This is a genomic window from Rhodococcus sp. RCBS9 (genome assembly GCF_029457415.1).
In the GTDB taxonomy this organism is placed as follows: domain Bacteria; phylum Actinomycetota; class Actinomycetes; order Mycobacteriales; family Mycobacteriaceae; genus Rhodococcus_F; species Rhodococcus_F qingshengii.
This window is the reverse complement of the sequence record NZ_CP120422.1, coordinates 3,226,622-3,241,057: the sequence shown is the minus strand read 5'-3', so window position 1 is coordinate 3,241,057 and position 14,436 is coordinate 3,226,622. Positions and strand designations below refer to the sequence as shown.

General features: G+C 62.3%; 13 protein-coding genes and 1 riboswitch. Of the genes, 8 read left to right on the top strand and 5 right to left on the bottom strand.

Annotated features, from left to right (window positions below):
- Positions 1 to 84: 84 nt before the first annotated feature.
- Complete coding sequence (locus tag P0M12_RS15265; protein ID WP_007727045.1) at positions 85 to 1,230, bottom strand: hypothetical protein; 1,146 nt, start codon at positions 1,228 to 1,230, stop codon at positions 85 to 87.
- A 243-nt stretch (positions 1,231 to 1,473) separates the two neighbouring features.
- Between P0M12_RS15265 and P0M12_RS15260 the strand changes: the two genes are divergently transcribed.
- The 5 genes from P0M12_RS15260 (at position 1,474) to P0M12_RS15240 (ending at position 5,854) form a co-directional block, all read left to right on the top strand.
- Positions 1,474 to 2,049 carry a TerD family protein gene (locus P0M12_RS15260; RefSeq protein ID WP_003941199.1) on the top strand — a complete coding sequence of 192 codons (576 nt, stop codon included), beginning with the start codon at positions 1,474 to 1,476 and terminating at the stop codon, positions 2,047 to 2,049.
- 137 nt (positions 2,050 to 2,186) lie between these two features.
- The gene (locus tag P0M12_RS15255) at positions 2,187 to 3,308 is read left to right on the top strand and encodes a DUF475 domain-containing protein (RefSeq protein ID WP_046377871.1); all 1,122 of its coding nucleotides are present in this window, start codon (positions 2,187 to 2,189) and stop codon (positions 3,306 to 3,308) included.
- A 175-nt stretch (positions 3,309 to 3,483) separates the two neighbouring features.
- A complete protein-coding gene (locus P0M12_RS15250; RefSeq protein WP_007727048.1) occupies positions 3,484 to 3,960 on the top strand; it encodes a GNAT family N-acetyltransferase in 477 nt (158 codons plus the stop codon).
- A gap of 18 nt (positions 3,961 to 3,978) precedes the next feature.
- Positions 3,979 to 4,428, top strand: a complete 450-nt coding sequence (locus tag P0M12_RS15245; protein ID WP_007727049.1) for a GNAT family N-acetyltransferase — start codon at positions 3,979 to 3,981, stop codon at positions 4,426 to 4,428.
- Between the two features lie 64 nt (positions 4,429 to 4,492).
- Complete coding sequence (locus P0M12_RS15240; RefSeq protein WP_007727050.1) at positions 4,493 to 5,854, top strand: lipase family protein; 1,362 nt, start codon at positions 4,493 to 4,495, stop codon at positions 5,852 to 5,854.
- A gap of 18 nt (positions 5,855 to 5,872) precedes the next feature.
- Here P0M12_RS15240 and P0M12_RS15235 read toward each other — a convergent pair whose 3' ends face one another.
- The 3 genes from P0M12_RS15235 to P0M12_RS15225 all read right to left on the bottom strand — a co-directional run bounded on the left by P0M12_RS15235 (position 5,873) and on the right by P0M12_RS15225 (position 10,431).
- Positions 5,873 to 6,577 (bottom strand): MgtC/SapB family protein, encoded by a 705-nt coding sequence (locus tag P0M12_RS15235; RefSeq protein ID WP_003941187.1) that lies wholly within the window; start codon positions 6,575 to 6,577, stop codon positions 5,873 to 5,875.
- Positions 6,578 to 6,586: 9 nt separating this feature from the next.
- The gene (gene mgtA, locus P0M12_RS15230; RefSeq protein WP_277377896.1) at positions 6,587 to 9,280 is read right to left on the bottom strand and encodes a magnesium-translocating P-type ATPase; all 2,694 of its coding nucleotides are present in this window, start codon (positions 9,278 to 9,280) and stop codon (positions 6,587 to 6,589) included.
- Between the two features lie 347 nt (positions 9,281 to 9,627).
- Positions 9,628 to 9,801, bottom strand: a riboswitch (M-box (ykoK) riboswitch).
- Positions 9,802 to 9,846: 45 nt separating this feature from the next.
- A complete protein-coding gene (locus P0M12_RS15225) occupies positions 9,847 to 10,431 on the bottom strand; it encodes a TetR/AcrR family transcriptional regulator (RefSeq protein WP_277377921.1) in 585 nt (194 codons plus the stop codon).
- A gap of 126 nt (positions 10,432 to 10,557) precedes the next feature.
- Here P0M12_RS15225 and P0M12_RS15220 point away from each other — a divergent pair, with 126 nt between their 5' ends.
- The 3 genes from P0M12_RS15220 (at position 10,558) to dszD (ending at position 12,937) form a co-directional block, all read left to right on the top strand.
- Positions 10,558 to 11,661 carry a hypothetical protein gene (locus P0M12_RS15220; RefSeq protein WP_050655993.1) on the top strand — a complete coding sequence of 368 codons (1,104 nt, stop codon included), beginning with the start codon at positions 10,558 to 10,560 and terminating at the stop codon, positions 11,659 to 11,661.
- A gap of 15 nt (positions 11,662 to 11,676) precedes the next feature.
- Complete coding sequence (locus P0M12_RS15215; protein WP_019746727.1) at positions 11,677 to 12,150, top strand: YbaK/EbsC family protein; 474 nt, start codon at positions 11,677 to 11,679, stop codon at positions 12,148 to 12,150.
- A gap of 208 nt (positions 12,151 to 12,358) precedes the next feature.
- Complete coding sequence (dszD, locus tag P0M12_RS15210; RefSeq protein WP_003941189.1) at positions 12,359 to 12,937, top strand: NADH:FMN oxidoreductase DszD; 579 nt, start codon at positions 12,359 to 12,361, stop codon at positions 12,935 to 12,937.
- A gap of 52 nt (positions 12,938 to 12,989) precedes the next feature.
- Here the strand turns inward: dszD and P0M12_RS15205 are convergent, their stop codons facing one another.
- Positions 12,990 to 14,435 carry an NAD-dependent succinate-semialdehyde dehydrogenase gene (locus P0M12_RS15205; protein ID WP_042922728.1) on the bottom strand — a complete coding sequence of 482 codons (1,446 nt, stop codon included), beginning with the start codon at positions 14,433 to 14,435 and terminating at the stop codon, positions 12,990 to 12,992.
- Position 14,436 lies beyond the last annotated feature (1 nt).

The window sequence follows — 14,436 nt, the reverse complement described above, 5'->3', positions numbered from 1 at the left end:
TCTCTGTAACCGCAATCAAGTCCATGAAACGACCCCCTGTGACAACGCGTCGGGCAACTCCGATCCCCCGATCGGCCCGACCATTCAGTTTTTGCCGGCTCGCGCCCGCATCTTCTCGACAACTTCGGTGATGAACGTCGATACCGAGTCCAGCTGTAATACATACGACCAGTAGTCCGGATGAGTTCCCGACAGTGACGCACTCGCTCGCTCGATCCTTGCTAGTTGAGCATCGAGTACGGAGCCCCACTCCGCCACCAACCCTTGGTTAACAGCGAACATCTGGGCGTCTTTCAGCCGGAAACGAACCTCACGTTCCTTTTGGCTCGGATCTGCCCGGACTGCACGCAGAGTAGCGAGACGGTCCGTCACGGCGTCGGCACACGCTTCGGCGTCGGCGAGGTGCACGCGGGCTTCGGCCATCAAAGCCAGTGCATGTTCGGGGTTTCCCGCAGCCAGCGACTGCTTCGCTTCCTTGAGATCGATGTCGGCCTGATCGATATGCGCTCGGCTGCGACTGCTGTTGTCGACGAGGTCAGCGGAACTCGCGGCGTTGAACTCGCGCAGCAATGCGGAGTACGCCGGATCCAGGCGGTCCACTCGAGTGCGCACTGCCGACAACCTGGTCGAGACCGAGGAAATCGTCATCTCGGCACGGTGCTGGGTCGACGGGGCTTCTGCCAATGCTTCCTCGAGCGCCGATACCGCTTCGCGGACACTCTCGGCCCGCGTGCGGACTGCGTCGGCGCGACCGGATGAGCGCGCATTGTCGAGCGCTGCAACCGCGTCGTCGAGGTGTTCGGAGGCCGTCACCACCGACGGGTACTCGCGATAGCGCTGATCGGTGGCAGCCAGTTTTTCCCGGACGGCGTTCGCCAGGGTTCGGGCCTGCTGGCCGAGGACGGGAATGGCGGACATCGTGACCGTCGCCTGCTCGAGGTGCGCACGATGCCCGTTGTAGAAGGCGTCGACGCCCTTCGCCGCCTCGACGAGTTCGGCTACCGACTTTTCGAACGCCGCCCGAGCACCGTTCGGGTTCTGGTGAAGTACCTGATCGTTGCCATAGCGCTCGGATGTGTCGAGGTAGTCCGACGCAGCCTGGAAGCACCGATCCCGAACGGGTTCCCACGCAGCGCGCAGCCCTCGCTCGGGGTACAGCTCGGCGGAAGCGTCGACTGCTGCCGACGCGATGGTCTGCCGCTTGTCCATGTCGAGGAACGCCGAAACCATGGCCGTCTGCGCCTCCCGCGCACGACTGACCGACTCCCCCACTCTTGCCCCCCGATTGAAGCGCTCCGACCATCTTCCCACCACGATTGAATCCTACGGGTCCAGCACTTCGCTTCTCGGTTCGTAATTCTGCTGTTACGGCGAACACACCGGAACTGCGGTTAGGGTGGTGGAGGTAAACACACTCCCAAGACGACTTCGCGTCGTAGTGGGCCTTGTCTCTCCTCTTGAAAGGACCCCTGAATGGGCGTCAGCTTGACCAAAGGCGGCAATGTCTCTCTCACGAAGGAGGCCCCGAACCTGACTGCAGTGGTCGTCGGCCTGGGCTGGGACGCACGTTCCACCACCGGAGCTGCTTTCGACCTCGACGCCAGCGCAATCGGCGCAGGCTCGAACAAGAAGGTCCTCTCCGACCAGCACTTCATCTTCTTCAACAACCTCCGTTCGCCCGACGGCTCGATCGAGCACAAGGGTGACAACACGGACGGCGAAGGCGAAGGCGACGACGAGCAGATCGACGTGAACCTCGCAGCGGTTCCCGCCGAGGTCGAGAGCGTTGTCTTCCCCGTCTCGATCTACGACGCAGAAGCTCGCTCGCAGTCCTTCGGCCAGGTCCGCAACGCGTACATCCGCGTCGTCGACAAGTCGAACGGCAACGAGCTCGCTCGTTACGACCTCTCCGAGGACGCTTCCACCGAGACCGCCATGGTCTTCGGTGAGCTGTACCGCAACGGTGCAGAGTGGAAGTTCCGCGCAATCGGCCAGGGCTACGCGTCCGGCCTCGCGGGCATCGCGCGCGATTACGGCGTCAACGTCTGATCTTCGCTCTCGACGAGCTGACTCGGGGAAGGTTCCGCAGTAGTCTGTGGAACCCTCCCCGTTTTCACGTTCGGATGCGGTGAGAGACCGCTTGCAGTAACCACTCTGCATTGACCAACTAGAAAGGGCCACGCTCCGTGGTACTGCGAATATTCGGTTTATCCATCGCAATTTCGATCCTCGCGATGATCGTTGCGTTCATCTACGGCGGACCCGAGGCACTGTTCCTCGTCATCATCCTGTCGATTCTGGAAATCTCGCTTTCCTTCGACAACGCCGTCATCAACGCCACTGTTCTGCAAAGAATGAGTGAATTCTGGCAGAAGATCTTCCTCACCATCGGCGTCATCATCGCCGTCTTCGGTATGCGTCTGGTGTTCCCGCTCGTGATCGTCTGGGCTGCATCCGGTCTCGGACCCGTAGCTGCACTCGACCTCGCACTGAACCCGCCTGCGGACGACGCCGCGTACTTCGCCAACGGCGAGCCGAGCTACGAAACCATCCTCACCGACGCTCACCCGCAGATCGCTGCCTTCGGTGGCATGTTCCTGCTGATGCTCTTCCTCGGATTCATCTTCGAAGAGCGTGAGATCACCTGGCTGTCCTGGCTGGAGAAGCCGCTCGCTCGCATCGGCAAGCTCGATCAGCTCTCCGTCGTCGTGGCCGGCATCGTCCTGGTACTGAGTGGTTCGTTCCTCGCCGCTGACGACAAGGTCTCCACCGTCATGATCTCGGGCGTTCTGGGCATGATCACCTACATCGCGGTCAACGGCTTGGGTGAACTGTTCAATCTGCCGGAAGAAGGCGAAGAGGAAGAAACCGCCAAGTCCGGCGGCCCCACGCAGCTCGCGAAAGCGACCGGTAAGGCCGGCTTCTTCCTGTTCCTCTACCTCGAGGTCCTCGACGCGTCCTTCTCCTTCGACGGCGTCATCGGCGCATTCGCCATCACTGCAGACCCGATCATCATCGCCCTCGGCCTCGGCTTCGTCGGCGCGATGTTCGTCCGTTCCATCACGGTCTTCCTGGTCCGCAAGGGCACGCTCTCCGATTACGTCTACCTCGAGCACGGTGCGCACTGGGCCATCGGCGCTCTGGCCGTCATCTTGATGGTGTCCATCGGCGTTCACATCAACGAGATCATCACCGGCCTGGTCGGTGTCTTCTTGATCGGCGCTGCTTTCATCAGCAGCCTCATTCGCAACAAGCGAATCGCGAACGAAGATCCGAAGTTGGACGAGAACACTCCGGCAACTGTCTGACGTTCTTTTCACGAAACGCCCGCGACCAATTGGTTGCGGGCGTTTTGTTTGTTATGCCTGAATTGAAACTCTCTGCATTCCCAGCCGCGCGCCAATTGTTCAGCCGCGCGCCAAATTCAGCCTGCGGCTGAACAATTGCCCTGCGGGTGCGAAAAACCTATTCGTAAGGGAAACCATGAACGAGATAGTCATAGAGCGCGCAACGGACGAGGACGCCGCGGAAATCCTTGTTCTACAACGCTGTTGCTGGGTCTCGGAAGCAATCTCCAACAACAGCATGGACATACCCCCGCTCCACGAGGACCTACCCACGGTCCGAGCCTGGGTTCAGGAGTCGACTGTCTGGACCGCACGACGCGGCGGCCGACTCGTCGGGGCCGTGCGAGGAACCGCGGACGGAACCGCATGGCAGATCGGTCGCCTCATGGTGGCGCCGGACTTGGCGGGCAACGGCCTCGGCCGACGCCTCTTGCAGCACGTGGAACAGAACGCTCCGGAGCGCATCACCCGTTTCGAGCTGTTCACCGGAAGCAGGAGCCTGCGGAACATTCGCCTGTACACCCGAGCGGGCTACTCCCAATTGCCGCCGGACCCCAGCCAAATCCCCGGAGTCGTCTACCTGTCCAAGCCGAACGCCATCAACTCCGACTGAACGGCGATACTGACTTCTGTGGTGAACATTCGCGTCGCAGCGCAGACAGACTTGCCGTTCTTACGTGAGCACGACTCGCACGTCGCTGCCGAGGAACTCGCGTCAGTGGTCCAACGCGGCCGGATACTCATCGCCGAGGACAACGGTAATCCAATCGGATGGCTGCGCTGGGGCTTGTTCTGGGACGAGATTCCGTTCATGAACATGCTGACCGTCCTGTCTTCGAACCGCGGCCAAGGCATCGGGCGCGCTTTGGTCACAGATTGGGAAAAACGCATGAGCCGCGCGGGACACTCGCAGGTCCTCACCTCCACACTCGCCGACGAATCAGCCCAGAACTTCTATCGCGCAATGGGATACACCGACGCGGGAGTTCTGTTACTCCCAGGCGAGTCCTCCGAAATCTTCCTACGTCGAGACCTCGATACGACGACCGATCTGACCGATCCCCACATTACCCACGAGTAATATATGGTGGTCGTCACACCACGATCTCAGGGTGGGGCGTGGCACACCAATGTGGAGGACGAGTATGTCGTCAAGGGTCTTATCTCGCGCAGTTGTCGGAGTACTCGCGCTTGCACTGACAGGCGTCGGCGCACCGGTAGCGCTCGCGCAGCCAGTCCTTGCCAAGTCCCCCGATGACGGTTTCTACAGCTACGACGGCGCGGCACCCCTCTCGTCGTACGCTCCGGGTGCGGTCCTCGAGACTCGCACCGTGCCGTACACCGTGCTCAACATCCCGACCCCGATACAGGCAGTGCAGGTTCTCTACCGATCAACCGACGCCCTGGGACAGCCGTCCGCCAACGTCACCTCGATCCTGCGCCCGGCCAACGCCCAACCGAACAAAGTTGTTTCGTACCAGTCCTTTTACGATTCGCTGAACCCCGACGACAGCCCGTCGCGAGCCATCGCGGGTAACACCCCGATCGGCGACTGGACTCCCAGCGGACGCAACTTCAACATCGGCGGTACCTTCACGAGCATCGAAGCCGCGCTGTTCGGGCCGCTCTTCGCATTGGGCTACACGATCGTCGTCCCGGACACCGAAGGCCCGGCCGCCAACTTCGCTGCCGGACCCGAATACGGGATGATGACGCTCGACGCTCTGCGTGCCGCCCGCGATGTCCCGGAAACCGGAATCACCGACAACGCAGAGATCGCGCTCATGGGATACTCCGGCGGAGCCATCGCCACCAACTGGGCTTCGATCCTCGCTCCCGCGTATGCACCGGAGATCAACGACAACTTGATCGGCGCCGCGCAGGGCGGCGTGCTGGTCAATCCGGCCAACAACCTTCGCTACGCGAGCGGAAGCATCGGGTGGGGTGGCGTTGTCGGCATGGCAGTCGTCGGCGTTGCGCGTTCGTACGACATCGATTTCGGGAAGTATCTCAGCGACCGTGGACGCGACGTCATGGCTCGACTCGAAGACGCGTCCATCGGCAATGTGCTGGCACAGTATCCCGGACTGACCTGGCAGGATCTGGTCAAACCCGAGTACGCCGATCCCAATACTGTTCCCGAGTACGTCGATGTCGTGAACAAGATCAACATGGGCACCGCGGCGACACCGACCATTCCGATGTTCATCGCGCAGGCGGCCAACGGCACCATCGAGGGCACCCAACCCGGCGGCCCCGGTGTCGGAGCGGGAGACGGCGTGATGATCACGGGCGACGTCCGCACCCTCGCACGCAAGTACTGCGACGCCGGCCTGGCGATTCAGTACGACCAGTACGACACCATCAGCCACTTCCTCGGCGCCATGCTCTGGCTCCCCGGTGCGCTCGCCTGGGTCGACGACCGCTTGAACGGCAAGCCTGCACCGTCCAACTGCGCGAACATTGCACCGGGGAACTCACTTGCGCCGCAAGAACACGCGCGCTGACTGACAGCGAGCCTGAATCTACTTCGACGGTTCCACCTCCCACCGAACGTGAGTCACCAACGGTTCAAGGCTAAGTCGGCTGACGGCGGATTCCAGGAGTCCGTCGTCTCGCTCCGCGGCAGCCAGTTCGGCCACCACCCGCACGCGGTCGCTGTCCGGGATGTCGAAGGACTGCACTGACCGGAGCTGAAACTCGGGCCTCGAAATGGACTGCACGGTAAGACCTCTGATGTGAGCTTCGGCGTCACCGTGGCAGGTCACCTCGAAGGTGTAGTCCGCGGGTGGTTCTTCGCGTCCGGTTCGGGCAGGCTGGTGATCCATCATCCGACCCAACGGCCTCAACAGCGTGTTCGCCAACATGATTGCGCCGGCACCGAACACCGCGACCCAGTACATTCCGCCGCCTGCCAGTGCGCCGACGGCGGCAGTGGCCCACAGAGTGGCGGCAGTGTTCAGGCCGGTGACCGACGCACCCTGCTTCATGATCACTCCAGCACCGAGGAAACCGATCCCCGAGACGATCTGCGCTGCGACGCGCGTCGGATCAGCGTCCGGGCCCTGAAACCCGTACGCGCCCATGATGACGAAGAGCGTCGCACCCAAGCTCACCAACGCGTTGGTTCGCAGACCCGCCATCCTTGCGCGCCATTGCCTTTCGATCCCGACGGCAGCGCCGAGGACGAGCCCGAGCGCTATCCGCACAAGGATGACGTGGATTTCCACGGTGAACTCCTAGAGCCAGGTCGCGAATCGACGGATGAACATTCCTTTGGCCACCTGCGTGACGACGCAGTATGCCCCGAGGGTGAGGACCAGCCACGGGAAGTAGTTCCACGGCAGTGAAACCAACCCGAGGGAATGACCCCAGGACGTGAACGGGAACACCAGCGCGAAGACGCAGGCAGCGCCCGTGCTGAGCAGTACCGGCAGCGATGCACGCGACTGGATGAACGGGATCTTGCGGGTGCGGATCATGTGAACGATCAGCGTCTGCGAGATCAATGACTCGATGAACCAACCCGATTGGAACAGCGCTGCATGCTCGGGAGAGTTGGCGGCGAACACGAACCACATCAGCGCGAACGTCGAGATGTCGAAGATCGAACTGATCGGGCCGATGAACACCATGAACCGGCGAAGGCTCTTGGTCTCCCACTTGCGGGGCTTCGCGAGGAAGTCGTCGTCGACACGGTCCCACGGGATCGTGAGCATCGAGAGATCGTAGATCAGGTTCTGCAACAACAGAACTACGGGAATCATGGGGATGAACGGCAGCAGGGCGCTGGCGACGAGCACCGAGAAGACGTTCCCGAAGTTCGACGACGCAGTCATCTTGATGTACTTCTGGATGTTTCCGAAGGTACGACGCCCTTCGATGACTCCTTGTTCGAGTACGCCGAGGTCCTTCTCCAGCAAGATGATGTCCGCGGATTCGCGGGCGATGTCCGCCGCTGTGTCGACGGAGATGCCGACGTCCGCCGCCCGAAGTGCGGGTGCGTCGTTGACACCGTCACCGAGGAAACCAACCGTGTGGCCGACCCGGCGCAGCGATTCGACAATGCGTGCCTTCTGCATCGGATCCGTCTTCGCGAAGACGGTTGTCCGCTGCACCAACTCGTCGAGGGCGTCGTCGTTCAACGCTTCGATCTCGGCGCCGGAGACCACGGTCCCGACATCGATACCGACTTTGCCGCAGACGGTTTCGGCGACCAGTTCGTTGTCACCCGTCACTACCTTGACCACGACTCCGTGGCTCGCGAGGGCTTCGATCGCCCCGGCCGCAGATTCCTTCGGCGGGTCGAGGAAGGCCAGCAGTCCAACCAGGGTCATGCCCTCTTCGTCGGCCGTCGAGTACTCGCGGCGCTGCTCTTCGACGACTGTCTTGGTTGCCACCGCAAGCACTCGCTTACCTTGACCGTTCAGCTCCGCGACCAGACGGTCGACTCGGGCCAGCCATCCCGGTGTCAATTGGTGGGTCACCCCGTCCAGTTCCACCGATTCACAGACCGAAAGGAGCTCTTCCACTGCACCTTTGGTTACGATCAGATCGGCGTCTCCGTGGTCGACCACCACGGAGAGTCGACGGCGCTTGAAGTCGAAGGGAATCTCGTCCACCAACCCGTGGCGACGCGAGATCTCCTCGACCACTTCGGGACCGGCGGCCTCGATCACCGCGTCGTCGAGAAGACTGCGCAATCCGGTCTGATTCACGGAATTGACCGCCGCTAGCCGCAATACGTCCTCGGACTTACGTCCGGCAGTATCGAGATGCTCACCGAGAACGATGCGGTCCTCGGTGAGAGTTCCGGTCTTGTCCGTGCACAGAACGTCCATGGCACCGAAGTTCTGAATCGCGTTGATCTGCTTGACGATCACCTTCTTGCGCGACATGTGGAGCGCACCCTTGGCCAGGTTCGCCGTCACGATGAGCGGCAACATTTCCGGAGTCAACCCCACCGCGGTGGCGACGCCGAAGAGTAGTGCTTGGCTCCAGTCCTTGGTCAGTCCGTTGATAATGAACACCGCGGGAACCATGATCAGCATGAACTTGATCAGCAGGTAGCTGACACTGCGCACCCCGACGTCGAAGCTGGTTTCGGGCCGCTTGGACGCCAATTGTGCTGTCATGGCACCGAAGTAGGTCCGCTTGCCGGTGTGTACCGCGACGGCGGTGCCACTGCCCGACACGACGGAAGTACCCATGAACCCGATGTTCTCGGCTTCGAGCAGCCGATCGACGTCGATCCCCGACGACGGGTCCGCCGACTTCTCGGCCGGCATCGATTCACCGCTGAGCATGGACTGATTGACCTGTAGATCCTTGGCCCGGATGATGCGGACATCGGCCGGGATCATGTCGCCGGCGGCAAGCTGGACTACATCCCCCGGCAGTAACTGCTCGATCGGAATCTCAGCCGTGACCACGGTGTTGTTGATCTTGCGGGTGGCCGCGACGGTCGTCGTAACCATCGCCTTGAGCGCCTCGGCGGCGCGACTCGAACGGTATTCCTGCCAGAACCTCAGTGAGACACTGACAAAGATCATCAACCCGAGAGTGATGATGCCCTCGTAGGAAGGACCGTCCTCGGGGTCCGCCCAGACCACGTCGGTCCCGACCATGATCAGGGCGAGGAATACCAGGATCAGGATGAACGGGTTCTTGAAGGCTCCCGCGAACTGCACGATTGCCGGCGCCGGGCGGTCGTGGCGGACATCGTTGCGCCCGTATTGCCGACGAAGATCGTCGATCTGATCGTCACGAAGGCCGTTGGCCGTCGCGGTCAGATCCGCGAGAACGGTGCGCGTGTCCGAGGCCGAGAAGTCGACCAATTCCTGTGCGCTTTCCTTTGCCAGGACTGTTGAATGTGTTTGTTGTGCAATGTTTCTCGTGGGCCGTGGCCGCAATGCGAGAACGGAAAATGACATGACGAATCTCCTCGGCTGCCTGAACACGCCGGACCATGCCAGTGCATGAGGGCAGCAGAATGCGCTGAGCGACAATGGAAGTCGTCAGCGGTCGCGGCAACGCCGCGCAGATGAAGCCGAGGATGCAAAGAGTCAGTGACTGACGAGCAAAAGACCGGGGTGAGCATCGTCGGCAAGAACAGAAGGATGGGTCGAATATCGACTCGGCGGGTCGTCCACGATGGTCACCTCCTGAAAGTTCGGGGCGTCCGATGACGCCACACAAGTACATGCGCACAGCACACGCCAGGAGAACCGAATATCGACGTACTCTCGCCTTCGCCGGAAGAAACCGGCATCAAGCTGCGAAAACACCTCCACGTCCGAGTTTTGGCACTGCACGACGTGTCCCGATCAAGAACGGGAAGCCACTTTGGATCACCCCTTAAGCCGGGGAGATCTGTCCTAACCTTGGGCGTCTCTCGACGTCGTGAGATCAGTGGCCTGTGTTCGTGCAGAAGCCTCACCTAACGAGGTACTGCACCCAGAGGGTAGTTCTCAAATCTGTTGCCTGTCAACCGAGCAACTCAGACGGCGGACAATCCTGCCCGTGCGACGGCGCCGGCGAAGAGTGCCGTCACGGCGGCACCCATCACGCTCTGATCAACTTCTTCCGGATCCACCGAGTGCTCAAGAACGAGCCCGGATATCAAGGCCATCAACGAGATTGCAGTGGTCCGCACATCGAAGGATTCGTCCACTCCCCATTCGCGGGCACGTTCACCGATCAACTCCACGAGTTGACTGCGCAAGTGGCGACGCTCACGTAAGTACGCCTGAGCGATCTGCGGATCACGTCCGGCGAGCACTCCGAATTCGAGGACGAGCAGTGACCACCCCGGGTCGTCGACCATCCACGTGGCAATGGCCTCGCCACCTTTGCCCGCCGCGTCGGCCGGGTTCATCCCGGCGATCTCGGCAAGCACACGGCCGGCCAGTTCGAGAGACCGTTGCGCGAACAGTTCGGCGAACAGATCTTGTTTCGACTCGAAGTTGGAGTAGACAGCCCCCTTGGTGAAGCCCGCTCGGCGAGCAACTTCAGTGAGACGTGCAGCACTGAATCCGCGCTCCGCAAACTCTTCCGCCGCAGCGTCGAGCAGTCTTTGCCGCACCACGTCACGTCCGGGGCGGGTTACCGGCGTCCAGTCCGGTTGACGAGATTCAGTCACGATACCTAGAGTATTCAATACCTCGGGTATTGACAAGCTCTTTACTTTCGACAAGATCAGGACTCTTTCGTGACCACTACGCATCCGGCACACGCCGCACCAGACAACAGCTCCACCCACGACGAACACCACCACGACAATCTGCTGGTGAAATACGGCGCACCCAAGGTGATGGCCGCGCTGTTCGTCGGCGTGCTCCTGCTGCAGATGGGCTTCATCCTCAGCTACGTCGCCGCCTTCCATCAGCCGACTCCGCGAGACATCGAAATCGCGGTCATCGCCGATCAGGGCACACCCGACGGCATGGATCAGCAGATCGCCGACAAACTCAACGCCATCGACGGCAGCCCGCTCGACGCTCAGGTGGTCGACAGCACGGCGACCGCTCGCCGCATGATCAACGACCGAGAGATCCAGGGCGCGTTTGTCGTCAACCCGGCCGGGCCGGACACCCTGATCACCGCGAGCGCGGGCGGCAGCTCCATCGCGACGTCACTCGAAGCGGTGTTCACGAAGGTCGAGGCGACACAGGACCGACAGTTCGTCGTCCGCGACGAGATCCCCGTCGGAGCCCACGACAACCGCGGCCTCTCCGGCTTCTACCTCTCGGTCGGCTGGGTCGTCGGCGGCTATCTCCTTGCGGCAGCCATCGGACTGTTCATCGGTGCGCCGAAGACCCTCCGCCAGGCAAGCGCACACACGGGCGTGATCGCCATCTACTCGATCATCTCGGGAGCCCTCGGCGCCCTCATCACCTCACACGTGCTCGGAACTTTCGCGGGCCACTGGTTCCCGCTGTGGATCCTGGGAACAGCCGTGGTGTTCGGCACCGCCATGTTCACACTCGGATTGCGCGCTGCCATCGGCGTTCTGGCAGTCCCGCTGGCTATCGCCGTCTTCGTGATTCTCGGCAATCCCAGTGCGGGAGGCGCATTCGGCTCCAACGTGATTCCCTCGTTCTATGCCGCCATCGGCCGATGGATCACACCTGGCGCCGGCACCGAAGGCGTGCGGAGCATCGTCTACTTCAACAACGTCGGCGTCGGCCAGCCTGCTCTGACGCTTTTCCTGTACGCACTGATCGGTGCGGTCATGCTGTTCGGCTTTACGATCCGTCGCAACCGAAAGTCCACCGACACGACGCCGACTCCAGCTGTGGCGAACGCCGACTAGTCCTAGTCTGAACTCATGACGAGCCTCCTCCACCCCAACGCCTCGCACGTCGCCGAAACACTGATCTCACGGGGTCACCACGGCGTCATCGTCACGCAGCCCGAAGCCACGCACACCGCGGCCGAGGCAGCGGCGGCCGTCGGGGTGGAGGTAGGCGCGATCACCAAGTCACTGGTGTTCCTTCTCGACGACGATCCGGTCCTGCTGCTGGTCTCCGGCGCGCATCAGGTGAATCTGAAGGCCACCGGCGAACGCCTCGAAGGCAAGCTCACGCGGGCGCCGCTGGAGATGGCGAAGTCCGCGACGGGCCAGCCGATCGGTGGGGTCGCTCCGCTCGGGCATCCCACCAACCTGCCCACCTACATCGATACCGCCCTCGAGCAGTACCCCGAGTTGTGGGCAGCCGCCGGGCACCCCAATACGGTCTTTCGCACGACGTACTCCGAACTCCTCCGAATCACCGCCGGCCTCGCCGTCGACATGGACTGACGCACTTCAGCCAACCCGGCCCGAACCCACTCAGACGTGCGTCCACCTATAGTTGGACGCACCATGTGCACTGCAACCAGGACCCCGGCCGGCAACCACTGGCGTCGACGGCACGTAGATCTGTGCCGCACCGACGCCTGTCTGTGTATGCCGAGCGCAGTCACCTCGACCACACCGCACACCTCGAGTTCCAGCCGGAGAGTTCCCGTTGTCTGACAAGCCGAATGCCGTTTCCAGCCACACCACCCCCGACGTCCCCGAAGTAGCAGCGACGCCCGAGTTGTCCACCGGCATCTGCGCCGGTGACTACCGCGCTGCGCTTCGCCGCCACCCCGCCGGTGTCACCGTCGTGACCCTCGATTCGGGTACCGGCCCGGTGGGTTTCACCGCCACCTCGTTCTCGTCCGTCTCCCTCGAGCCGCCGCTCGTCTCGTTCAACATCGCGGAGACGTCGTCGAGCATCAATGCACTCAAGGCAGCCGAGTCCTTGGTGATCCACCTTCTCGGCGAACATCAGCAGCATCTGGCCCAGCGCTTTGCGCGTAGTGCCGATCAGCGTTTTGCAGACGAGTCACTGTGGGCAGTGCTCGACACCGGGGAACCGGTGCTGCACGGCACCCCCAGTTGGATGCGCGTCAAGGTCGACCAGTTGATCCCTGTCGGCGACCACACGCTGGTCATCGGACTCGTCACGCGGGTTCACGCCGAAGAAGACGACGAATCCGCTGCCGCACCGCTGCTCTACCACGAGGGCAAGTACTACCGCCCGACTCCGTTGGGTCAATAGACAACTGTGCGCCTTTATTAACCGCCCGCGGTTAATAAAGGCGCACAGCAAGTTAGAGCGCTACGTACTTTGTATCGAGATACTCGTCGATACCCTCGGTTCCGCCTTCACGGCCGAAGCCCGATTCCTTCACCCCACCGAACGGCGCGGCAGCATCGGAGATCGCGCCGCGGTTGACGCCCACCATGCCGGTGTCCAGCTTGGCCGAGACGCGCATCGCACGGTCGATGTCGCGGGTGTAGAAGTACGCCACGAGGCCGTATTCGGTGTTGTTCGCAGCCGCGATCGCTTCGTCTTCGGTGTCGAAACCGACCACTGCCGCAACGGGTCCGAAGATCTCTTCCTTCAGCAGGCGCGCGTCGGCGGGCACCTGATCCAGAACGGTCGGGGTGAAGAAGAAGCCGGGGCCTTCGGGTGCCGATCCACCGGTGCGAACGCGAGCGCCCTTGGACACCGCGTCGTCGACGAGTCCGGTGACGGTTGCGAGCTGCTTGGTGTTGATCAGCGGTCCGATGTTGGTGCCCTCGGCGTCACCGGCGCCCACCTTCAAGGCCGCAACCTTGGCGGTGAACTTGTCGGTGAACTCTTCGCGCACCGAGTTGGCGACGTAGATGCGGTTGGCCGCGGTGCAGGCCTCGCCGCCGTTACGCATCTTCGCGAGCATTGCGCCGTCGACAGCTGCGTCGATGTCGGCGTCGTCGAAGACGATGAACGGCGCATTGCCACCGAGTTCCATCGACGTGCGGAGCAGCTTGTCAGCAGCATTGCGCACCAACAACTTTCCGACGCCAGTGGAGCCGGTGAAGGTGACCTTGCGCAGACGCGCATCTTCCATCAGCGGTCCACTGATGGAGGCCGCGTCGGACGTCGGGAGGATCGAGAGCACACCGTCGGGCAGACCGGCATCGGCGAACACCTGACCGAGGAGCTGCATGGTCAGCGGCGTGTCCTCGGCGGGCTTGACGATGATGGTGCAACCGGCAGCCAGCGCCGGTCCGATCTTGCGTGTGCCCATGGCGAGCGGGAAGTTCCACGGGGTGATCGCGAGGACCGGTCCGACGGCTTCCTTGGTGACCAGGATGCGACCGTTGCCGGCCGGAGCCTGCGTGAAACGTCCACCGATGCGTACTGCTTCCTCGCTGAACCAGCGCAGGAATTCGCCGCCGTAGTTGACCTCACCGCGGCTCTCTGCCAACGACTTACCCATTTCCAGGGTCATCATCAGCGCGAAGTCCTCGGCGCGGGCGTGCAGCAATTCGAAGGCGGTGCGCAGAATCTCGCCGCGTACACGTGCCGGAGTGGCCGCCCAGTCTTCCTGCGCCGCAGCGGCGAGGTCGAGCGCACGGATACCGTCGGCAGCGGTGGCGTCGGCTACCTGGGCGAGTTCCTCACCCGTTGCCGGGTTGTAGACCGCAAAGGTCTTCTCGGCCGGGACGAGCTTGCCGCCGAGCCAGAGACCCTTGGGTACCGAGTCGAGAAGATCCGAGACGTTGGACATG